Source organism: Streptomyces sp. NPDC007971 (genome assembly GCF_042958635.1).
In the GTDB taxonomy this organism is placed as follows: domain Bacteria; phylum Actinomycetota; class Actinomycetes; order Streptomycetales; family Streptomycetaceae; genus Streptomyces.
On the sequence record NZ_JBIBJK010000001.1, the window covers coordinates 788,729 to 809,510 of the forward strand.

Here is a 20,782-nt window from a genome sequence, read left to right on the forward strand (position 1 = left end):
GTTCCCCGCGCCCCTTGCGCAGGGGCGCTGCGCACCCCGCACCCCGCGCCCCATGCTCCGGATGTCCGGCCCGGCCTGAACCCGGGCCGGGCGTCCGGCCCCACCGCCGGGCGGCTGAGCCTCTCCCCGCTTGTGCTCAGCCGCCCGGCTTTCCGCTAGCCCCTTCCGCTCGGCCGCCCGGCTCCTCGCTCACCTCGGCCACCAGTGCGGCGGCGGTGGAGGCGGGTACGCCCGCCGCGGTCAGGACCGTGACCGTGGCCGAGCGGCCCGCCTCCTTTGCCGACACCAGCCCGTCGTTCACGGCCTCCATCACCGCGAACAGCATCTGCTCGTGCACGTAGGCGAGGGCCGGTGCGGGCAGCGGGGAGCTGAAGACGCCCTCGTCCAAGCCGTGTTGCAGCAGCCGCACCTTGGTCTCGCGCAGGGGGGCGAGGCGTTCGCGGATGCCCTGCACGGTCACCGTGCGCTGCGCCAGGGCGACCAGCAGCCGGTAGCGGTCGGCGATCTCCCAGATCGCGAGCACCGACCGGGCCACCGCCCGAGCCGGGTCCGTGATCTCCTCACGGGCTCCCGCGTCCGCTTGTGCCAGCGCGGCCACCGCCTCGTCGACGAGCGTGCTGATCAGTGCCTCGCGGCTCGGGAAGTGTCCGTACACCGTCCGCCGTACGACCCCCGCGGCGCGCGCGATCTGGTCCATGGAGGCGTCGGGGTCGCGCAGCAGCTCGGCGAGGGCTACGTCGAGGATGCGGCGCCGGTTGGCGTCGGCGCGGCTGGTGCCCACCGTGGTCCTGGCGTCGGCGCGGCTGTTACCCGTGGTCATGACCGTCATTCTGCACGCCCTCTCCGCACGCCTCTCGATTTGCACACTAGCGTGCAACGGCGTACATTGCACAGTGCTGTGCAATTGCACGGTGCTGTGCAAGTCCTGGTCGCGCACCGAGGAAGGCGATCCCTGCCATGCGACTCGTCATGAACCAACCGGTCGAAAGGATGGACCGCCCCTACGCCCGGCGTTGGTGGGCGCTCCTCGTGCTCTGTCTGAGCCTGCTCGTCATCGTGATGGCCAACACCGCCCTCACGGTCGCGGCGCCCGACATGACCCGGGACCTCGGGCTGTCCAGCGCCGACCTGCAGTGGGTGATCGACGGCTACACCGTCCCGTACGCGGCGCTGATGCTGCTGCTCGGCGCGATCGGCGACAAGTACAGCCGGCGCGGGGCCCTCGTCCTGGGTCTGGTGGTCTTCGGCGGCGGGGCCGTCTCCGGATACCTCGCCGACAGCTCCACCGCGGTCATCGCGGCCCGGGCCGTCATGGGTGTCGGTGCCGCGCTGATCATGCCCGCCACGCTCTCGCTGCTCGCCGCGACCTTCCCGCGCGCCGAACGCGCCAAGGCCATCACCCTGTGGACCGCCACCGCGGGCCTCGCCATCGCCGCCGGGCCGGTCGTCGCCGGCGCCCTGCTGCGCGACCACGGCTGGTCCTCGACCTTCCTGATCAACGTGCCCATCGCCGCCGTCGCGATCGTCGCCGCCCTGGTCCTCGTACCGCCGTCCAAGGCCGGGCACCACGACCGGATCGACTACGTCGGCGGCCTGCTGTCCGTCGTGTGGACCGGCTCGCTCGTCTACATGATCATCGAGGGCCCGCACTTCGGCTGGGGCGTCAAGGCCGTCACCGCCGCCGTCGTCGCGGGCGCCGGCCTGGTCGCCTTCGTCGTCTGGGAGCTGCGCCACCCGCGCCCGATCCTGGACGTGCGCCGCTTCGCCGACCGCCGGTTCGCGGGATCCAACCTCGCCGTCGCCCTGTTCTTCCTCGCCGTCTTCGGCGCCTTCTACTACCTGACCCAGCACCTGCAGTTCGTCCTCGGCTACGACGCCCTGGAGACCGGCGTACGGATGCTGCCGCTGGCCGGTGCGGTCTTCGTCGGCTCGGCCCTCACCGGCTGGCTCACCCCGCGCGTGGGCATGAAGCTCACGGTGACCGCGGGCATGGTCGGCGGCACGACCGCGCTCGCCCTGCTGACGCGGGTGGACGCGGGCTCGACGTACGGCGACTTCGTGGCGCCCCTCGTCATCCTCGGCCTCGCCATCGGCCTCGCCCTCTCGCCCTGCACCGACGCGATCATGGGCGCCTTCCCGGAGTCCGAACTGGGCGTCGGCGGCGCGGTCAACGACACCTCGCTGGAACTGGGCGGCTCGCTCGGCATCGCGATCCTCGGCTCGCTGCTCGCCACGTCGTACGGCAACCACCTCACCGACGCCACCGCGGGCAGCAGGCTCCCGGCGAGCGCCCTGGAGACGGCCCAGGACTCGGTCGGCGCCGGATACGCAGTCGCGCAGGGCATCGGCGACAAGGCCCACCAGGTGGCCGCACAGGCCGCGCAGGCGAGCGACCCGCAGCAGGCCGCCCAGCTCAGGCAGCAGGCCGCCCAGCTCGCCTCCGGCGCCCGGCAGATGGCGGACGCGGTAGGCTCCGCCTTCTCCGACGCGGTGGCCCACACCAGCCTGGTCGGCGCGGTGATCCTGGGCGTCGGCACGGTCCTGGTGGCCGTCCTGCTGCCGCGGCGCGAGGCGGCGGCCGTGCAGGAGGCGACGGCCGAGGAGGAGCCGGCCGTACAGGAGGCGACGGCCGAGGAGAAGAAGTCGGCGGACAGCGCCGCCCGCTGACCCCCGACGGTCTCTTCCCGCCCGCATCCACTAACGTGCCGCTCCGGAACCGGAACGGCACGTTCGTGCGTGTTCCCGAACGAACTTGGAGGCACGGGGGATGAAGATCGACTGGGACCGGCGGACCTGCGCGCGCAAGGGACACGTGACCTACGCGCCCGACGATCCCCGGCTGCGGGTACGGCTGCACGCCGAGACCGCGCTCGGGGAGGTGTGGCGCTGCCTGCGCTGCGGCGACTTCGTCCTGGGCGAGCCGCACGGCTCGGGCCCCGCGTCCGACGCGCCGCTGGTGCCGCGCGGAAAGGTGCTGCGGGATCTGTTCATCCTGCGCTTCCTGGCGATCGAGCGGGCCGTGCGCGGGGTGTTCATCGTGCTGGTCGCCGTCGCGGTGTGGAAGTTCAGCAACAGCCAGGACGCGGTGCGCAGGCTGTTCAACGAGAACATCGACGTCTTCCGCCCGGTCTTCAAGCACTTCCACTACGACCTCGACCACTCGCCGGTCGTCGGCTCCATCCAGAAGGCCTTCGGCTACAAGCACTCCACGCTGATGCTGGTGGCCGCCCTGCTGCTGGCCTACGCGCTCATCGAGCTGATCGAGGCGGGCGGCCTCTGGTACGCCAAGCGCTGGGCGGAGTACCTGACGGTGGTCGCCACCGCCGCCTTCCTCCCGCTGGAGATCTACGAACTCACCGAGAAGATCAGCTACCTCAAGATCGCCACCCTGGTCCTCAACATCCTCGCCGTCCTCTACATCGCCGTCGCCAAACGGCTGTTCGGGCTGCGCGGCGGACGCAGGGCCTTCGAGGAGGAACGGCACAGCGCCTCGCTGTTGGAGGTCGAGGAGTCGGCGGGGATCACCGTCTAGAACGCGCCCCGGCCCCGGCCCCGGCCTCGGCCCCGGCACTCAATCCCTTTGACCCGCCCCTGCGTTCGCCCCAGGCTGGGAGCCGCGACGTGACCGGTCGAACGCAGGGAGGCGCACATGGGGGAGCACGGCATGGCGAAGGCGCGACTGGACGTACCGGACGTGGGCGCGCCGGACCCGGGGGAGCCGGACACGGGGGAGCCGGACGGGGTGGAGATCATGAGCTCGTCCGAGTACGAGCGCAGGTACGGGGCACAGCGGGATCCCTCGCCGCTGTCGATCGAGCAGATCAACGAGCTGTTCCAGCAGTTCCTCATGGCGGTCGCCCGGCCCCGGCGCGCGGAGCGGGACGGCAGCCGTGACCTCACCCAGCGGCTCCGGGCCCACCTGGGCTCGGCCCCCACGGACCGCCCCGTGGTGAAGGCCGCGTACCCGCCCTACGACCTGCCCAACGTCCACCTCGCGCTGGAACGCTGGTTCGCAGCCGAGGGCCGCTCCTACGAGCTGGTCGGCATGCGCGGCGCCCAGCACCACGGCGACCTCACCCTCGGCGACATCCTCGAGTCCGCCGACCGCTACGACCGCTTCGTGATCGGCGCGGTCGACTACGCCCACCTGCCGGTCTCCCCGGACGAGGAACTGGCCTGCGTGTCCTGCGGGTTCTACCTCGGCGCGGACGGCGACGAACGGTTCGCGCTGCTGCTGCGCGGCCCGGCCGACGCATACGGACGCAACAAGGTCGAGATCGAGGTCCTCGCCCAGGAGAAGCAGTTCGCGGACCGGCTGCTCGCCGACATCGACGCGCTCGTGCGCGAGCACAACATCTTCCGCGGCCAGGTGCTCTCCTTCGAGGGCTCGCAGTTCAGGGACGGCCTCGGCCCGTTCAGCTTCCACCGCCGCCCCGGCATCACCCGCGAGGACATCGTGCTTCCGGCGGGCCTGCTGGAGCGGGTGGAGCGCCAGGTCGTCGGCGTGGCCAGGCGCCGCGAGCAGCTGCGCGCGGCCGGCCAGCACCTGCGCCGCGGCCTCCTCCTCTACGGACCCCCCGGCACCGGCAAGACCCACACCATCCGCTATCTCCTCTCCCACCTCCCCGAGTTCACCGCCGTCATCCTCTCCGGCACCGGTATCGACGCCATCGGCCCCGCCTGCGCGCTCGCCCGGATGCTCCAGCCGGCGCTGGTCGTCCTGGAGGACTGCGACCTGATCGCCGAGGCCCGGGACCACGGCGGCGGCGAGCAGCCACTGCTCTTCCAGGTGCTGAACGAGATGGACGGTCTCGGTGACGACGCCGACGTGGCCTTCCTGCTCACCACCAACCGCGCCGATCTCCTCGAACCGGCCCTCGCCCAGCGCCCCGGCCGCGTCGACCTGGCCGTGGAGATCCCGCTGCCGGACACGGGGGGCCGTGCCCGTCTCCTCTCCCTCTACGGCTCCGGCCTCGGTCTCGGCAAGGAGATCACCGACGAGGTGGTGACCCGCACCGAGGGCACGACGGCGTCCTTCACCAAGGAACTCGTCCGCCGCTCCGTGCTGATCGCGGCGGAACGCGAGTCCCCGCGCACGGAGCCGGAGGACGTCCGGGCGGCCCTGGACGAGCTCCTCTCCGACCGGGATCAGCTGACCCGGCGGCTGCTCGGCGTGCGTGACGAGGAGGAAGGGGCGGCGGGTGGGGCCGGGGCGGACGAGGAGGAAGGAGAGGACGGTGCGGGGGCGGACGAGCAGGACTCATGACGAAGATCGCCGAAGATCGCCGAGGTGTCGCCGCCGAGCGGGCCGGACGATCACCGGAAGGCACCGGGGAAGCCCTGCACACGCCTCGGTGATCCGTTGACGGGTCGCCGAGCTGTGCTACGGTCTTGGGGTTGCAGTTGTGGTACCCATGAACCTATGTGCGCCTGACGGGAATGTTTCTCCTTCAGGCGCATTTGTTTGTTCCGGCATCTCCGGATGGGGCCTCTGCCTACAGAAGGAGAAAAGTCATGACGCAGGGAACCGTGAAGTGGTTCAACGCCGAAAAGGGTTTCGGCTTCATCCAGCAGGACGGCGGCGGCCCCGACGTCTTCGCCCACTACTCGAACATCGCGACCCAGGGCTTCCGTGAGCTCCAGGAGGGCCAGCGGGTCTCCTTCGACGTCACGCAGGGCCAGAAGGGCCCGCAGGCGGAGAACATCGTCCCCGCCTGATCGCCGGACGCGTATCCGCTCACCGGGGTCCGCACCGTCATGGTGCGGATCCCGGTTTGTGCTGTTTCCAGGAAGGCAGATCACCGCATGTCCCGCAGGCCCCAGAAACCCAACCGCCGCGCCTCGTCACCCCCTCCGTCCGCGCCGTCGTCCATGGAATTCCGGCTGCCGGAAAGCACGACGCCGGCACTTCCCGCCGTCGAGGACTTCGCCGCGCTGGACATGCCCGCGGGGCTCCTGAAGACCCTCACCGCGCAAGGCGTGATCTCCCCCTTCCCCATCCAGGCCGCCACGCTGCCCAACTCGATCGCCGGCCGTGACCTGCTCGGACGGGGACGCACCGGTTCCGGCAAGACCCTCGCGTTCGGGCTGGCGCTCCTGGCCCGCACTGCCGGACTGCGCGCAGAGCCCAAGGCCCCCCTCGCCCTCGTGCTGGTGCCCACCCGTGAACTCGCCCAGCAGGTGACGGACGCGCTGACCCCCTACGCGACGGCCGTGAACCTCCGGCTGGCCACGGTGGTCGGCGGACTGTCCATCACCAAGCAGGCGGCAGTGCTCCGGCGCGGCGCCGAGGTGGTCGTGGCGAGTCCCGGCAGGCTCAACGACCTCGTGGAGCGCGGGGACTGCGTGCTCGACGACGTACGCATCACAGTGCTGGACGAAGCCGACCAGATGACCGACATGGGCTTCCTGCCGCAGATCACCAAGCTGATCCAGCGGGTGCGGCCCGACGGGCAGCGCATGCTCTTCTCGGCCACCCTGGACCGCAACATCGACCGTCTGGTGCAGCGGTTCCTGACCGACCCCGTGGTGCACTCCGTGGACCCGTCCGCGGGAGCGGTGACCACCATGGAGCACCACGTGCTCCACGTCCAGGACGAGACCGACAAGAAGGCCGTCACCACGCGCATCGCCGCCCGTGACGGCCGGGTCATCCTCTTCCTCGACACCAAGAGGTCCGCCGACCGGCTCACCAAGCGGCTCCTGGCCGTCGGTGTCCGCGCGGCGGCGCTGCACGGAGGACGCTCCCAGCCGCAGCGCAACCGCACCCTGGAACAGTTCAAGAACGGCCAGGTCACCGCGCTGGTGGCGACGAACGTCGCGGCCCGGGGCATACACGTCGACGATCTCGACCTCGTGGTGAACGTCGATCCCCCCGCCGACCACAAGGACTACCTCCACCGGGGCGGCCGCACGGCCCGTGCCGGCGGCTCCGGCAGCGTGGTCACCCTGGTCCTGCCCGACCAGAAGCGGGACGTGACCCGGCTCATGTCGGACGCGGGCATCCGCCCCCGGACGGCCCGCGTCACGTCCGGCGACACGGAACTGGCCACCATCACCGGCGCCCGCGAGCCTTCCGGCGTGCCCGTCACCATCGAGGTCCCGCAGCCCGCGACTGCGGCGGTGACCCGCCCGGACCGCAAGACCGGCACCGCGTCCGGCAGGCGGTCCGGCCGCCGGCCGCGAGGCGGCGACGGCACCCAGGCCGCGACAGCCGCCGGCGCCGGGACGGGAGGCCGGGGCCAGGACCGCCGGCCCGGGACCGGGACGGCAGCGTCCGGCGGGACTTCCGCGGCAAGGGGCGCGGCGTCCGGCGGTACTGCCGCGGGCGCGGCGGCAGCATCCGGCGGCACGTCCACGCCCGGCGGCCGCGGCTCTGCCCGCCGGTCGGGATCCGGTGGGGGCACGGGCGGTGCTGCCGGCGCCGGCAGCCGTGGCTCCGGCCGCCGGTCCGGAGCCGGCACGGCGACCGGTGCCGCCTCCGGCAAGGGCGCCCGGGGATCCGGCCGACGGACGGCGTCCGACGGAGCCACGGGGAGCGCTGCCGGGTCCGGCGGCCGAGGCTCGGACCGCCGGGGCGGCGGCCGCAGCTCCGACCGCGGCCCGGACCGCGGCCCGGACCGCGGCCCCGACCGCGGCTCGGACCGAGGCTCGGACCGAGGCTCGGACCGCCGAGGCGGCCGCCGCACCTCCGCGACCTGAGCCGCACCTGGCGGCACCGCCCCGGCGCCGCCATGCCGCCGGCGCTCGCTCTGGGCGTGCTGGTTCCGCCGAGGATGCGGCATGGCGGCGGAACAGGCTTCCACTTCCCTGATCCGTGCGGCTGGTGCGGCTGGTGCGGCAGCTGATGTGGTGATGCCAGGTGCAGGTGCAGGTGCAGGTGCAGGTGCAGGTGCGGTTGATGTCGCCGGCATGGCCGGTGTGGCCGGCGCGCACCGGGCGGCGCGGTTCAGCGGCACAGGGCCGTATCCACGACAGCGGCCATGTGCTCCTGGGCCGCCGGGCTCGGCTGCGTGGTCACCGCGACATCGGCGGCGCGACCGTCCTCGGTGACGCCGCCTCGGGTCTCGTATCCCGTCATGCTGCCGCCGTGGCCCCAGTACACACCGCCGCACGACAGCGGCGTGCTCACGAGTCCCAGCCCGTAACGGGCACCGGCGGGAAAGGGGTGACCGGCGGGGACGGTGGTGCGCATCTGGTCGAGCTGAGCCTTCGGGAGAAGCCGGCCGGCCAGCAGCGCGCCGAAGAACCGGTTCAGGTCGGAGTTGGTGGACACCATCTGGCCCGCGGCCCAGGCCCAGGACGGGTCCCATTCGGTGGCGTCGACCAGAGGCGCGCCTGCCGAATCCTGGTAGTAACCCCTGGGATGGCGCTCCCGGATCGTCACCTCGCCCGGGGCGGGGAAGTAGGTGTGGCGTAGTCCGACGCGTCCGATGACGCGCCGGTCGATCTCCTCGGCGAGGGGGTGGCCGGTGACCTTCTGGACGAGCAGGCCTGCCACCAGGTAGTTGGTGTTGCTGTAGGCCCACTGTGTGCCGGGAGCGAAGTCGGCCTTGTGCCGCAGAGCGACGTCGAGGAGTTCGCGAGGGTCGTAGTAGCGGATGTCGTCGCTGAGGTACTTGCTGTAGTCGGGAAGCCCGCTGGTGTGCTGGAGCAGCTGGCGGACGGTGATGCGGCGTCCGTCGATCCCGTCCCCGCGGACGAGACCGGGCAGGTAGGTGCCGACCGGGGCGTCAAGGCCGATCCTGCCTTCACCGACCAGTTGCAGCACGACCACCGCGGTGAACGTCTTGGTGTTGCTGCCGATGCGCACCTGACCGTCCCGGGGCACCTTCGCGCCGGTGGCAAGGTCGCCCACCCCTGTGGTGTAGGTGCGCGTGCGGCCGTCACGATCTTCGACGCTCGCCAGCGCCGCGGGTACGCCGTCGGTGTGCACCAGCGTGTTCAGGCCCTTGCGGAGGGTGTCCGGCCCGGCTGCGGCGGACGCCGCCGGCGGGGCCAGGGCGCCCATCGTCATGATGCCGACGGCCACTGCGGCCGCGGCCGGCACGGTTCTGCGCCGGCCGCTCCGCCGCCCGGACGGACGAAACGCCTGCCTTGCCTGCTCACCCACGAGTCAACTCCTGCGGTGCTGTTGGGAATCCAGCGGTTTGCGTCCCCAGCTTCTCCGGATGCGGCCGGGCGGGACGATCGTGCTACCCGCCCGGCTACAGGTGGGGCTAACCCCCGGTGCCCTCCGTGGCACCGTCGCCGAGCGCCCGTTGGGCCAAAAGGTCCGAGCGTGATTGGATCTTGGGAACGCTGAAAATGGCCCCCTGCGTGATCAAGGTCGACGGCAAACAGGTCGCAGACAACAACGGGGGCAAGGACTCCAAGCCCTGCGAGTACAAGGTCAAATAGCGGTCGCTCGCACGACGCGCTGGCGCCCGGCGCGAGGGGCAGAGCCGGAGGCAGTCACCGGGCGGAAGCCGACCTGGGCCCGATGGCCATGGTCCGGGCAGCTCACGCGGGTCACCAGGGCAGGCGCGCTGTTGCCAGAGCACTGAACAGGGCGTACCGGGCTGCCCCTTGGCCCCCCCGCGGCGTGACCATGTCACCGGTCTGTGACAGCGGTGTCGTGGAACGACGATGTCGGGATCCCCGTGGTTCACAGCCCCTTCCTAGTCATCAAGCAAGTACCGGGTAGCCGAAGACCGCTTCGGCTTCAACCACTGCATACCCAGGGGTCTTTCATGTACGGCAACCGTCGCAAGGCATTACTCGTCTCCGCAGCCCTCGTCGGCGGCGCCCTGCTGATGACGGCGTGCCAGGACACGGACTCGGGGGCCGCGCACAGCTCTTCGTCCGCCGCTTCGGCAGGCAAGGACGCCACCTCCTCCGGGTCGTCGACCACGGGCAGCAACCAGGACGGCGGCAAGGACTCGTCCGGGACGGGCTCGTCCGGTACAGGCTCGTCCGGGTCGGGCGCCGCCGGGAAGGGGTCCGGCGGGCAGGGCACGGCCGCCGGAGCCGGCTCCGACGAGAGCGCCAAGGTCGGCAAGTGCCGCACCGACGAGCTGAAGATCACCGCGGTGGACAGCACCATCACCGGCGACCCCGACGGCACCGTCGCGGTGGAGCTGAAGAACAAGGGCAGCCGGTCCTGTGCGATGTCCGGGTACGCGGGCGTCGACCTGAAGACCAGCGCGGGGTCGCTGTCCGCGAAGCGCACCGGTGAGAAGCCCACCCCGATCGTGCTCAAGAGCGGGCAGGCGGTGGCCTTCGGCATCAGCTACCCGGTCAACAAGTCGGGCGGCTCCGGCGTCCGTGTCACGGGGCTGCTGGTGACCCCTCCGAACGAGACGAAGACGGTCGCCCTCCCCTGGCCGGGCGCCGCCACGCTGCCCGTCACGGACGGCGCCGGCTCCCCGGTGAAGGTCGGCCCGCTCGGAAGCGCCGGTCAGGGCGGCTGAGCCCGCACACTCCGGAAGACGACCACGGTTCCCGGACGGCCCGCCGGCCGTCCGAAGGATTCCCCCGCCCCACACCGAGATCCTCGCGGCACGAGCCGAGGCGGTGTGCAGGAGCCACTTCCACAACACCGCCGCCCGGCTCCCGGGTGTGACCCCTCGTCAGAGGGCTGTCGCGTCCAGCCGTGCCACCTCTTCCTCGCTCAGCACCAGATCCGCCGCCCCCGCCGAGTCCCTGATCGTCTCCGGGCGGCTGGCTCCCGGGATCGGGATCAGCGCCCGGGACCTCGTCAGCAGCCAGGCCAGGCAGACCTGTTGCGGACTCACCCCGCGTTCCCGCGCCACGGTGTGGAACGCGGCGAACCGCCGCGTGCCGTCCGCGAGCCGCGAGGGCCCGTCCAGCGAGCTGCGCGAGATCCCGCCCAGCGGGCTCCACGGCAGGAACGCCAGCCCCAGGCGCTCGCACAGCCGCAGCTCGGGCTCGCTGTCGCGGACCTCGGGGGAGTAGCGGTTCTGGACCGACACGAGGCGGTCGCCGAGGATCGCGTGGGCCTGCCGGATCTGCTCCGTGTCCACGTTGGAGAGGCCGGCCAGCCGCACGGTGCCCTCGTCCAGCAGCTCGCGCAGTGCGCCGACGGACTCCTCGAACGGCACCTCCGGGTCGGGCTTGTGCAGCTGGTACAGGCCGATCGCCTCGACGCCCAGCCGCTTGCGGGAGGCCTCGGCGGCCGCCTTGAGGTGCCGGGGCGAGCCCGTCACCGTCCAGCTGCCGTCGGCCGGACGGCCCCGGCCGCCCTTGGTGGTCACCAGCACGTCGCCGGTGTCCCCGCCGTAGGTCGCGAGGGCGCGGGCGAGGAGGAGTTCGTTGTGGCCGGGGTCCTGCCCGGGCAGGTGGTAGGAGTCGGCCGTGTCCAGCAGGGTCACGCCCGCGTCCAGGGCCGCGTGCACCGTGGCCAGGGCGCGCTCCTCGTCCGGGCGGCCCTCGATCGACAGCGGCATGGCCCCGAGTCCGACGGCGCTCACCGTCAGGCCGCCGAGGGTGCGGTGGTGCATGTCACCGGTCCTTTCCGAGGGTCTCGGCGACGGCCCGCGGCAGCCACTGCCGTACGTCGCCGAAGGTGAAACCGAGCCGTGTGGCCCGGGAGTTGTCCATGCCGTAGCGGCGGCGGAAGGCGAAGGGGGAGACCTCGGCCCCGGCCGGCCCGGCCGTCTCCCATGCCGTCCCGCCTTCGGTCGTCTCGAACACCGTCCCGCCCTCGGACGTCTCGAACACGGTCCTGCCCTCCGGGAGCCGTGCGGCCACCGCCGCGCACAGCTCCTCCAGCGTCAGCAGGCCGTGGGAGGCGGCGTTCACCGGGCCCGTGAAGTCCTCGCCCGCCGCCCAGAAGAGGAAGTCGGCGATCTCCTCGACGTGGATGTACGTCGCCGGGTGCGTGACGGGCGGTACGGCTATGGGCGCGCCGGTGCGGATGCGGTCGGCGTAGTGGCCGAGGCGGCCGGTGAAGTCGTCGTCGCCGCCCAGGACGTGGGCCACCCGGACGGAGACGAAGGGGAGCTGCGGGCCGGCCGCGGTGAACACCGCCTCCGCCTGCCGCTTGCCCTCGCCGTAGTGCGATTCGAGGAACTCCGTTTCCCCCCACGGTAGTTGCCGGTCCACGGCGACCGTGGCCGGGTCCACCGCGCTCTCCGGGACCGGCACCTCGCTGTCCTCGTGCTCGTAGACCTCCACGGTCGAGGTCATCACATAGCGGGCGGTGCGCCCGGCCAGGACACGGCATGCGATCTCCGCCTGGCGCGGGGTGTAGCAGACCTGGTCCAGGACGACGTCGAAGACGCGGGTGCCGATCGCGCGGGACAGGGCCTGCTCGTCGTCGCGGTCCGCCACCAGATGCACCACACCCGGCGGGGGCGCCGACGAACCCCGGTTCAGGACCGTGACCCGGTCACCGGCCGCCAGCAGCCGCTCGATCAGCCGCTTGCCGAAATAGCGGTTGCCGCCGATCACCAATACCTCTCGCGTCGTTCTCATGACCATAATTCTCCGGGCGTCACATCCGTTCCTGAAGGGGGAGTCATGGGAGATACGGTCGCCACGCCGAAAGAACAACGGCATCTGCGAGCCGTCGCCGACGAAACACCAGTGGCCTTCGACGCGGTCGACCGGCAGATCCTCCAGCTGCTCCAGACCGACGGGCGGATCAAGCTCAGCGAGCTGGGGCGGCGGGTCAGCCTGAGCCCGGCCGCCGTCGCGGAGCGGGTGCGCCGGCTGGAGGCGGCGGGCGTGGTCGAGGGGTACGGCGCCCAGGTCGCGCCCGCCCGCCTCGGGTACGGCATCCAGGCCTTCATCCGGGTGAACCCGCACGGCGGCTACACCCTCAAGCATCCGCGGACCCTGGAGCTGCTGGACCGGCCGGAGATCGCCGAGGTGCACCACGTGGTCGGCGAGGACTGCTGGATCCTCAAGGTGGCCGTCACCGACACCGTGCACCTGGAGGAGATCCTGGAGCAGACCTCGGCGCTGGGCCGCACGACGACCTCGATCGTGCTGTCCTCGCCGGTGCGCCGAAAGCCCCTCCTGCCTCCGGTCGTGCCCTGACCCGCCTCCGGTCATGCCCTGACCGGCCTCCCGGCGGTCCTCGGCCTGCCTCCGGTTCCACCTCTCGTCGTGCCTCGTCCTGCTCCCGTCCTGCTCCCGTCCTGCTCCCGTCCTGCCTCTCCTCGTGCCTCGTCGTACCTCGGCCCGCCTCCCGTCTTGCCTTGACGCCGACGTCAACGCCTACGGTCGTGGGCATGCGAATCGGCGAGCTGGCCGCACGGGCCGGGACCACCACCCGCACCCTGCGCTACTACGAGGCACGGGGGCTGCTGCCCGCACGGCGCGACGACAAGGGACACCGCACGTACGACGAGGACGACGTCAGGCTGCTCCGGCAGATCCGGACGCTGCAGGACTTCGGGTTCGACCTGGAGGAGACGCGGCCGTTCGTGGAGTGCCTGCGCGCCGGGCACCCGGAGGGTGACTCCTGCCCGGCCTCGCTCGCCGTCTACCGGCGCAAGCTGGACGAGCTGGACGCGCTCGTCGGGCAGCTCCGGGCGGTGCGGGAGAGCGTCGCGGAGCAGCTGCGGCGGGCCGAGCGGGCCCGGGACGAGCTGGCCGTCGAGGCGCAGGTTCCGGGGGGTCCGGAACCCGCATGCGAGCTGGGAGGGGCGACGCGATGAGTTTGGGTGAGCGGGCTGGGAGGGGCGACGCGATGAGTTTGGTGAGCGGGATGGGAGGGCTGACGCGATGAGTCTGGTGAGCGGGCTGGCCGAGGTGACGGACGCGGACTTCGCGAAGGAGGTGATCGGCTCGGACCTTCCGGTCCTGGTGCAGTTCACGGCCGACTGGTGCGGGCCGTGCCGGCAGCTGGCGCCGGTGCTGAAGGACATCGCCTTCGAGGAGGGCGACCGGCTGAAGGTCGTCCAGCTGGACGTGGACCGCAATCCGGAGACGACGGTCTCCTACGGGGTGCTGTCGACGCCGACCCTCATGGTCTTCCGGGACGGTGAACCGGTGAGGTCGATGGTGGGCGCGCGGCCCAAGCGGCGGCTGCTGGAGGAGCTCGCCGACGTGCTGTAGCCGCGTGCCGCATAGGCCCGTGAACGCGGGGCCGCCCACGGAAAAATCCCCCGGTCAATTGCGCCCGGGGGATTTCTGTGCGTATATTCAGTGGTTCGCGACTTCTATTTGAACAGGTCGCGAAGAAGTTCAGTGAGCACAGTATATCCGGGCGGGAGCGGAATTGTCAAACACCGAATTTCCGGACGATGAATTGCGCCACGAGCAGGAATTCATCGACGGACTGTATGCGCGCGTGGACGTGCTGCGCGGCGAGACCGAGACCTCGGTCGCGGACGCGCTCGCCCAGGGCGACAAGCCCATGCAGGCCCGGCTGGAGCGGGACATCCTGGTCGCCGAGCGATCGGGGCTGCTGGCCGCGCTGAACGCCGTCGACGGCTCGCTCTGCTTCGGCCGGATCGACCTCGCCGACGGCGCCGTCCACCACATCGGCCGGATCGGGCTGCGCGAGGACGACGCCCGGCGCACCCCGGTCCTCATCGACTGGCGTGCCGACGTGGCCCGTCCCTTCTACCTGGCCACCGGTCACACCCCGATGGGCCTGCGCCGCCGCCGGCACATCTCCACCGAGGGGCGGACCGTCACCTCCCTGCACGACGAGATCCTCGACCTCGGCGACGCCACCCGCACCGGCCACGAGGACCACAACGGTGACGCCGTCCTGCTGGCCGCGCTCAACGCGGCGCGCACCGGCCGGATGAGCGACATCGTGCAGACCATCCAGGCCGACCAGGACCGCATCATCCGGGCGCCGCACCGCGGGGTGCTGGTCGTCGAGGGCGGCCCCGGCACCGGCAAGACCGCGGTGGCCCTGCACCGAGCCGCCTATCTCCTGTACGAGCACCGGGAGCTGCTGGCCCGCCGGGCCGTGCTGATCGTCGGCCCCAACCCGGCCTTCCTCGGCTACATCGGCGAGGTGCTGCCCTCCCTCGGCGAGACCGGGGTGCTGCTGGCCACGGTCGGTGAGCTGTTCCCCGGCGTGAAGGCGACGGCGGCCGACAGCCGGGAGGCTGCCGCGGTGAAGGGCCGTGCCGCCATGGCGGACGTCCTCGCCGACGTCGTACGCGACTGGCAGTCGCTGCCCGATCCGGTGCTCGCGATCGGGCACGACCGCGAGATCCTGATGCTCGACGACGGGCTGGTCAAGGTGGCCCGCGAGCGCACCCGCGCCACCCGGCTGCCGCACAACGCGGCCCGCGAGTACTTCGAGGGGCACATCCTCAACACCCTCACCGACCTGTATGCCGAGCGCGTGGGCACCGACCCGTACGACGGCAGCAGCCTGCTGGACGCCTCGGACGTCACCCAGATCCGCGACGAGCTCGCCGAGAACCCCGAGGTCTGGGCCGCCATCGACCAGCTGTGGCCGCGGCTGACGCCCCAGCGCCTGGTCGCGGACTTCCTCGCCGACCCCGTGGGCTACGTGTCCGACGACGACGCGGACGCCATCCGCCGCCCGGTGACGCGGGCCTGGACCGTGGCGGACGTACCGCTGCTGGACGAGGCGGCCGAACTGCTCGGCGTGGACGAGCGGGTGGCCCGGGCGCGGGCCGAACGGGAACGGGAGACGCAGGTGGCCTACGCGCAGGGCGTCCTCGACGTCTCCTACGCCTCCCGCACCTACGAGTTCGACGACAAGGAGGACGAGGATTCCGAAGTCCTGTCCGCGCACGACATCATCGACGCCGAGCGTTTCGCCGAGCGGCAGGAGGAAGCCGACCACCGCAGTGCCGCCGAGCGGGCCGCGGCCGACCGGACCTGGGCGTTCGGCCACATCATCGTCGACGAGGCGCAGGAACTGTCGCCGATGGCCTGGCGGCTGCTGATGCGGCGCAGCCCGACCCGCTCGATGACCCTGGTCGGCGACCCCGCCCAGACCGCCGAGGCGGCCGGCGTCGGCTCCTGGTCGAAGATCCTCCAGCCGTACGTCGAGGACCGCTGGGAGCACACGCGCCTCGGCGTCAACTACCGCACCCCGGCCGAGATCATGGAGCTGGCGGCGGCCGTCGTGCGCGCCGAGAACCCCGCCTTCGAACCGCCCAGCTCGGTCCGCTCGACGGGGGTACGGCCCTGGGTGCGCGCCACCGACGACCTGCCCGGCGCCGTCGCCGAGGCGGTCGGGGAACTGACCCCCGCCGAGGGACGGCTCGCGGTCATCGCCCCGCGCCATCTGCACCGCAGGCTGGCCGCACGGCTGGACGGCGTGAGGGCCGGCGCGGAGCCGGACCTGTCGCGGTCCGTCGTGCTCCTCGACCCCCGCCAGTCGAAGGGCCTGGAGTTCGACTCGGTGCTGGTGGTCGAGCCCGGCCTGTACGGCACCAGCGACCTCTACGTGGCCCTGACCCGGGCCACGCAGAGGCTGGGCGTGCTGCACACCGGTGCGCTGCCCGACGCGCTCAGGCGGGCCGCAACCACACCGTAGCCAGGGGCGGCAGCGTCAGCCGGATGCTCGCGGGGCGGCCATGGGCCCCCTGCGGCTCCGGCTTGACCGGGTCGGGCCGGACGACGTCGCTGCCGCCGTAGCGGGCCGCGTCGGTGTTCAGCACCTCCAGCCAGGCCGGGACGTCCTCCGGCACGCCGATGCGGTAGTCCCGGCGGACCACCGGGGACAGGTGGGAGACGGCGAGCAGCGGGTTGCCGCCGGCGTCGTGGCGCAGGAACGCGAAGACGTTGTCGTCCGCCGCGTCGCCCACGATCCACTCGAAGCCCGACGGATCGGTGTCGCGCTGCCACAGGGCCGGCGTGCCGCGGTAACGGGCGTTGAGGTCCCGGACCAGGTCGCGCACGCCCCGGTGGTCGGCCTCGGCGCCGTAGGACGGGTCGAGCAGCCACCAGTCCGGGCCGTGCGCCTCGGACCACTCGGCGCCCTGGGCGAACTCCTGCCCCATGAAGAGGAGTTGCTTGCCGGGGTGGGCCCACATGAAGCCGAGGTAGGCGCGGTGGTTCGCCCGCTGCTGCCACCAGTCGCCGGGCATTTTCGAGACGAGGGCCCGTTTGCCGTGCACGACCTCGTCGTGGGAGATGGGCAGGACGTAGTTCTCGCTGTAGGCGTACACCATCGAGAAGGTCATCTCGTGGTGGTGGTACCTGCGGTGGACCGGTTCGTGCCGGACGTACTCCAGCGAGTCGTGCATCCAGCCCATGTTCCACTTCAGCCCGAAGCCCAGGCCGCCGAAGCCGCCGGGGCCCCTGTGGTGGGTGGGCCGTGTGACGCCGTCCCAGGCGGTGGACTCCTCGGCGATCGTCACCACGCCCGGGCAGCGCCGGTAGACGGTGGCGTTCATCTCCTGCAGGAAGGCCACCGCGTCCAGGTTCTCCCGTCCGCCGTGCTCGTTCGGCGACCACTGCCCGGGCTCGCGCGAGTAGTCGAGGTAGAGCATGGACGCGACGGCGTCCACGCGCAGGCCGTCGATGTGGAACTCCTCGCACCAGTACACGGCGTTCGCCACCAGGAAGTTGCGCACCTCGCGTCGGCCGAAGTCGAACTCCAGCGTGCCCCAGTCGGGATGGGCGGCCCGCAGCGGATCGTGGTGCTCGTACAGCGGGCGCCCGTCGAACTCGGCCAGCGCCCACTCGTCGCGCGGGAAGTGCGCGGGGACCCAGTCCATCAGGACGCCGATGCCGGCCTGGTGCAGCCGGTCCACCAGGTACTTGAAGTCGTCCGGGGTGCCCAGGCGCGCGGTCGGGGCGTAGAAGCCGGTGACCTGGTAGCCCCAGGAGCCGCCGAAGGGGTGCTCGGCGACCGGCATCAGCTCCACATGGGTGAAGCCCATCTCCTCGACGTACGCGGGGAGCTGCTCGGCCAGCTGCCGGTAGGTCAGGCCGGGCCGCCAGGACGGCAGGTGGACCTCGTACACCGACAAGGGCGCCTCGTGCACGGGGGTGTCGCCGCGGTGGGCCATCCAGTGCGCGTCGCCCCACTCGTGGTGCGTGGCGTGCACGATCGAGGAGGTGGCGGGCGGGACCTCCGTACGGCGGGCGAGCGGATCGGCGCGCAGGGTGCGCGTGCCGTCGGGGCGGGTGATCTCGAACTTGTACAGCTCGCCCTCGCCGATGCCCGGCACGAACAGCTCCCACACACCCGAGGAGCCGAGCGAACGCATCGGGTACCCGGTCGCGTCCCAGAAGTTGAAGCCCCCCGCGACCCGCACCCCCCGTGCGTTCGGCGCCCACACCGCGAAACGGGTGCCGGTCACTCCTTGGTGGGTCAGGACGTGCGCGCCGAGCACCCGCCACAGCTGCTCGTGGCGGCCCTCGCCGATCAGGTGCAGGTCCAGCTCGCCGAGCGTGGGCAGGAAGCGGTAGGCGTCCTCGGTGTCGTGGACGGTGCTGTCGTAGGTCACGAGCAGCCGGTGGGCGGGGACCTCGGTGAGCGGGAGGAGCCCGGAGAAGAAGCCGTCGCCGTCGTCGTGCAGTTCGGCCCTGAGGTCCGCGCAGACCACGGTGACCGCCTGCGCGTACGGGCGGAAGGCCCGCAGGGCGATGCCGCCGGGGACCGGGTGGGCGCCTAGGACGGAGTGCGGAGCGTGGTGGGTGCCGTGGAGCAGACGCTCACGGTCCGCGGCAGGCACGGCGGGGGAGACGGCGACCCCCTGCCGCGGCAGGGTCCCGCGCGCCTTCCCGGGCGCCGTCGCCTTCGCCGCCCCCTTCGGCGTGGCCCTCGCCCTCGCCTTCGCCTTCGTCCTCCCGGGAACCTCCTGCGCCGGCACCTTCCTGGCGGCGGCCTTCTTCCTGGCCGTGGTCTCCTTCCCTTCCGCGGTTCCCTTCCTGGCCGTGGTCTCCTTCCCGGCCGCGGTGTCCTTCTTGACCGGGGTGTCCTTCTCGGCCGCGGAATCCTTCTTGGCCTTGGGCGTCACGAACGAGCCTCCTGGTCGGGCAGGGAGAGGCGGCGCACCGCACTGAGCGGTACCGGCAGCCAGTCGGGGCGGTGGCGGGCCTCGTAGACCACCTCGTACACCGCCTTGTCGGTTTCATAGGCGCGCAGCAGCACGCGCTCGGTACGCGGGTCGCGGCCGGTGATCTCCGCGTACCCGGAGCAGTAGGCGGCCCGGCAGCCCTGCGCCCACGCGGGCGCGGGCGGGCTCGCCGAGAGGGCGGCGTAGTCGAACGAGCGCAGCATCCCGGCGATGTCGCGCACCGCGGGCTGCGGCATGCGCCGCTCGGCCAGCGGCCGGGCCGGCTCGCCCTCGAAGTCGATCAGGGACCAGCGGCCGGACGGCGAGCGCAGGCACTGGCCGAGGTGCAGATCGCCGTGGATGCGCTGGGCGGTCCAGGTGCGGCCCTCGGCCACCGGGCCGGCCAGCGCGGTGAAGGCGGAGCGCAGCCCGCTCTCGTACGGCCTGAGGGCGGGCACCGCCCGTACGGCCGCCTCCAGCCGGCCGGTCATGCCGTCCACCAGCTGCCGCAGCCGGGCCTGGCCCAGGGTGACCGTGGGCAGGGCGAGGGCGAGGGCGGTGTGCACCTCGGCGGTGGCCCGGCCCAGCGCCCGGGCCTCGGCGGTGAAGTCCTCGCCCTTGGCCAGCTCGCGCAGCGCCAGCTCCCAGCCGTCGCTCGCACCGCTCACGAACGGCTGCAGCACGGCCAGGGTGCACGGCTGCCCGTCCAGGTCGGCCTGGAGCCAGGCCGTCGGCGCGGGTACCCGAGCGCAGCCGGCGCGGGCCAGGGCGAGCGGTATCTCCAGATCGGGGTTGACGCCGGGCACGACCCGGCGCAGCAGCTTCAGGATGAACGTATCGCCGTAGACGACCGACGAGTTGGACTGCTCGGCGGTCATCAGCCGGGCCACGAGCCCGTCCCGGATCTCCTGGCCCGGGGCCCGTTCGAAACGGAGCCCGCCGATGCGCGCCCGGGTGCGCAGGGCTTCCAGGAGCACTTCGGCGGGCCGGGGGTCGTGCAGGGCCTCGTACACCGTGCGTCCGGCGAGCGGTCCCTGGGCCACGTGCCCGATCAGCGCGGGCGCCAGACGGGGCGGCAGCGCCTCGCGCACTCCTATCAGGAGCTGGTAGCAGTCGCCGGGGTGCGGCGGGCCGCCCGGCAGGGGCGGCTGGTGGACGCGCAGGAGCAGGTGGTACAGGCCCAGCCGGCCGGTGCAGGGCAGCAGTTCGGTGGCGGCCAGCGGGGTGAAACCGGTGACCGGACGCCCCTTGCCCGCGAACCAGCGCTGTCTCGGCAGCCAGTCGCGCAACAGGGGTTCGAGCGAAGCGAGGAGCCGGGCGGTCGTACTCGTGCTGTCGGAAGGACTGACCGTGTCCGCCATGGGCGTCACGTCCTTTCCCCGGGTCGTCGGGGTGTGAGTGATGCGTGCCCGGGGCGGGACGGCGAAAACCGCCCCGCCGCCGTGGTGCTACGCCGCGTCCTGGCGCAGCCGGAACCAGTAGAAGCCGTGCCCCGCCAGGGTCAGCAGGTACGGCAGCTCGCCGATCGCGGGGAACCGCACCCCGCCGAACAGCTCGACCGGATGCCGCCCGCTGAACCGCCTCAGGTCCAGCTCCGTGGGCTGTGCGAACCGCGAGAAGTTGTGCACGCACAGCACCAGGTCGTCCTCGTACTCGCGCAGGAACGCGATCGCCGCCGGGTTCGAGGACGGCAGTTCGGTGTAGGACCCCAGTCCGAAGGCAGGATTCTGCTTGCGGATCTCGATCATGCGGCGGGTCCAGTGCAGCAGTGAGGAGGGCGAGGACATCGAGGCCTCGACGTTGGTGACCTGGTAGCCGTA

At 72.2% G+C, this 20,782-nt stretch carries 17 protein-coding genes; 10 read left to right on the forward strand and 7 right to left on the reverse strand.

Annotated elements, in window-relative coordinates:
• Positions 1–136 precede the first annotated feature (136 nt).
• Positions 137–829 (reverse strand): TetR family transcriptional regulator, encoded by a 693-nt coding sequence (locus ACFZCP_RS03585; RefSeq protein WP_391423630.1) that lies wholly within the window; start codon positions 827–829, stop codon positions 137–139.
• Between the two features lie 128 nt (positions 830–957).
• On the opposite strand from ACFZCP_RS03585, the gene ACFZCP_RS03590 reads away from it, so the two are divergent.
• The 5 genes from ACFZCP_RS03590 to ACFZCP_RS03610 all read left to right on the forward strand — a co-directional run bounded on the left by ACFZCP_RS03590 (position 958) and on the right by ACFZCP_RS03610 (position 7,701).
• Positions 958–2,667: a DHA2 family efflux MFS transporter permease subunit gene (locus ACFZCP_RS03590; RefSeq protein WP_391423632.1), complete on the forward strand. Its 1,710-nt coding sequence runs from the start codon at positions 958–960 to the stop codon at positions 2,665–2,667.
• 100 nt (positions 2,668–2,767) lie between these two features.
• Positions 2,768–3,532: a DUF2127 domain-containing protein gene (locus ACFZCP_RS03595; protein ID WP_391423634.1), complete on the forward strand. Its 765-nt coding sequence runs from the start codon at positions 2,768–2,770 to the stop codon at positions 3,530–3,532.
• A 132-nt stretch (positions 3,533–3,664) separates the two neighbouring features.
• On the forward strand, positions 3,665–5,266 hold the full coding sequence (locus ACFZCP_RS03600; RefSeq protein ID WP_391423636.1) for an AAA family ATPase: 1,602 nt from the start codon (positions 3,665–3,667) through the stop codon (positions 5,264–5,266).
• Positions 5,267–5,514: 248 nt separating this feature from the next.
• Positions 5,515–5,718 carry a cold-shock protein gene (locus ACFZCP_RS03605; RefSeq protein ID WP_018538971.1) on the forward strand — a complete coding sequence of 68 codons (204 nt, stop codon included), beginning with the start codon at positions 5,515–5,517 and terminating at the stop codon, positions 5,716–5,718.
• Between the two features lie 87 nt (positions 5,719–5,805).
• Positions 5,806–7,701, forward strand: coding sequence for a DEAD/DEAH box helicase (locus ACFZCP_RS03610; RefSeq protein WP_391423639.1), 1,896 nt, complete (start codon positions 5,806–5,808; stop codon positions 7,699–7,701).
• A 247-nt stretch (positions 7,702–7,948) separates the two neighbouring features.
• Here the strand turns inward: ACFZCP_RS03610 and ACFZCP_RS03615 are convergent, their stop codons facing one another.
• Positions 7,949–9,112 carry a serine hydrolase gene (locus ACFZCP_RS03615; protein ID WP_391423641.1) on the reverse strand — a complete coding sequence of 388 codons (1,164 nt, stop codon included), beginning with the start codon at positions 9,110–9,112 and terminating at the stop codon, positions 7,949–7,951.
• A 619-nt stretch (positions 9,113–9,731) separates the two neighbouring features.
• Between ACFZCP_RS03615 and ACFZCP_RS03620 the strand changes: the two genes are divergently transcribed.
• Complete coding sequence (locus ACFZCP_RS03620) at positions 9,732–10,451, forward strand: DUF4232 domain-containing protein (protein ID WP_391423643.1); 720 nt, start codon at positions 9,732–9,734, stop codon at positions 10,449–10,451.
• Positions 10,452–10,610: 159 nt separating this feature from the next.
• Here the strand turns inward: ACFZCP_RS03620 and ACFZCP_RS03625 are convergent, their stop codons facing one another.
• Positions 10,611–11,501, reverse strand: a complete 891-nt coding sequence (locus ACFZCP_RS03625) for an aldo/keto reductase (RefSeq protein WP_391423645.1) — start codon at positions 11,499–11,501, stop codon at positions 10,611–10,613.
• Position 11,502: 1 nt separating this feature from the next.
• Positions 11,503–12,477, reverse strand: a complete 975-nt coding sequence (locus tag ACFZCP_RS03630; RefSeq protein WP_391423647.1) for an NAD-dependent epimerase/dehydratase family protein — start codon at positions 12,475–12,477, stop codon at positions 11,503–11,505.
• Positions 12,478–12,522: 45 nt separating this feature from the next.
• On the opposite strand from ACFZCP_RS03630, the gene ACFZCP_RS03635 reads away from it, so the two are divergent.
• The 4 genes from ACFZCP_RS03635 to ACFZCP_RS03650 all read left to right on the forward strand — a co-directional run bounded on the left by ACFZCP_RS03635 (position 12,523) and on the right by ACFZCP_RS03650 (position 16,489).
• Positions 12,523–13,044, forward strand: coding sequence for an AsnC family transcriptional regulator (locus tag ACFZCP_RS03635; protein WP_391423649.1), 522 nt, complete (start codon positions 12,523–12,525; stop codon positions 13,042–13,044).
• 194 nt (positions 13,045–13,238) lie between these two features.
• A complete protein-coding gene (locus ACFZCP_RS03640) occupies positions 13,239–13,667 on the forward strand; it encodes a MerR family transcriptional regulator (protein WP_391423651.1) in 429 nt (142 codons plus the stop codon).
• A gap of 67 nt (positions 13,668–13,734) precedes the next feature.
• On the forward strand, positions 13,735–14,067 hold the full coding sequence (gene trxA / locus ACFZCP_RS03645) for a thioredoxin (RefSeq protein WP_362700700.1): 333 nt from the start codon (positions 13,735–13,737) through the stop codon (positions 14,065–14,067).
• A 193-nt stretch (positions 14,068–14,260) separates the two neighbouring features.
• Positions 14,261–16,489: a HelD family protein gene (locus tag ACFZCP_RS03650; protein ID WP_391423713.1), complete on the forward strand. Its 2,229-nt coding sequence runs from the start codon at positions 14,261–14,263 to the stop codon at positions 16,487–16,489.
• Here the strand turns inward: ACFZCP_RS03650 and glgB are convergent.
• From glgB to ACFZCP_RS03665, 3 genes are all read right to left on the reverse strand, one after another.
• The gene (glgB, locus tag ACFZCP_RS03655) at positions 16,464–18,923 is read right to left on the reverse strand and encodes a 1,4-alpha-glucan branching enzyme (protein WP_391423653.1); all 2,460 of its coding nucleotides are present in this window, start codon (positions 18,921–18,923) and stop codon (positions 16,464–16,466) included. The two genes, ACFZCP_RS03650 and glgB, sit on opposite strands and share 26 nt — an antisense overlap.
• Entirely contained in the window at positions 18,920–20,323 is a 1,404-nt protein-coding gene (locus tag ACFZCP_RS03660) for a maltokinase (protein ID WP_391423654.1), read from the reverse strand. Before ACFZCP_RS03660 ends, glgB begins: the two co-directional genes overlap by 4 nt.
• 87 nt (positions 20,324–20,410) lie before the next feature.
• Positions 20,411–20,782, reverse strand: a 372-nt coding sequence (locus ACFZCP_RS03665) for an alpha-glucosidase C-terminal domain-containing protein (protein ID WP_391423656.1), incomplete at its 5' end; no start/stop codon positions are given.

What these genes read in the sequence shown, in the direction of transcription:
- ACFZCP_RS03590 (WP_391423632.1), top strand. Translation starts at nt 958, where the DNA reads ATGCGACTCGTCATGAACCAACCGGTCGAAAGGATGGACCGCCCCTAC.
- trxA (WP_362700700.1), top strand. Translation starts at nt 13,735, where the DNA reads ATGAGTCTGGTGAGCGGGCTGGCCGAGGTGACGGACGCGGACTTCGCG.
- ACFZCP_RS03640 (WP_391423651.1), top strand. Translation starts at nt 13,239, where the DNA reads ATGCGAATCGGCGAGCTGGCCGCACGGGCCGGGACCACCACCCGCACC.
- ACFZCP_RS03600 (WP_391423636.1), top strand. Translation starts at nt 3,665, where the DNA reads ATGGCGAAGGCGCGACTGGACGTACCGGACGTGGGCGCGCCGGACCCG.
- ACFZCP_RS03635 (WP_391423649.1), top strand. Translation starts at nt 12,523, where the DNA reads ATGGGAGATACGGTCGCCACGCCGAAAGAACAACGGCATCTGCGAGCC.
- ACFZCP_RS03595 (WP_391423634.1), top strand. Translation starts at nt 2,768, where the DNA reads ATGAAGATCGACTGGGACCGGCGGACCTGCGCGCGCAAGGGACACGTG.
- ACFZCP_RS03620 (WP_391423643.1), top strand. Translation starts at nt 9,732, where the DNA reads ATGTACGGCAACCGTCGCAAGGCATTACTCGTCTCCGCAGCCCTCGTC.
- ACFZCP_RS03630 (WP_391423647.1), bottom strand. Translation starts at nt 12,477, where the DNA reads ATGAGAACGACGCGAGAGGTATTGGTGATCGGCGGCAACCGCTATTTC.
- ACFZCP_RS03625 (WP_391423645.1), bottom strand. Translation starts at nt 11,501, where the DNA reads ATGCACCACCGCACCCTCGGCGGCCTGACGGTGAGCGCCGTCGGACTC.
- ACFZCP_RS03605 (WP_018538971.1), top strand. Translation starts at nt 5,515, where the DNA reads ATGACGCAGGGAACCGTGAAGTGGTTCAACGCCGAAAAGGGTTTCGGC.
- ACFZCP_RS03610 (WP_391423639.1), top strand. Translation starts at nt 5,806, where the DNA reads ATGTCCCGCAGGCCCCAGAAACCCAACCGCCGCGCCTCGTCACCCCCT.
- ACFZCP_RS03585 (WP_391423630.1), bottom strand. Translation starts at nt 829, where the DNA reads ATGACGGTCATGACCACGGGTAACAGCCGCGCCGACGCCAGGACCACG.
- ACFZCP_RS03660 (WP_391423654.1), bottom strand. Translation starts at nt 20,323, where the DNA reads ATGGCGGACACGGTCAGTCCTTCCGACAGCACGAGTACGACCGCCCGG.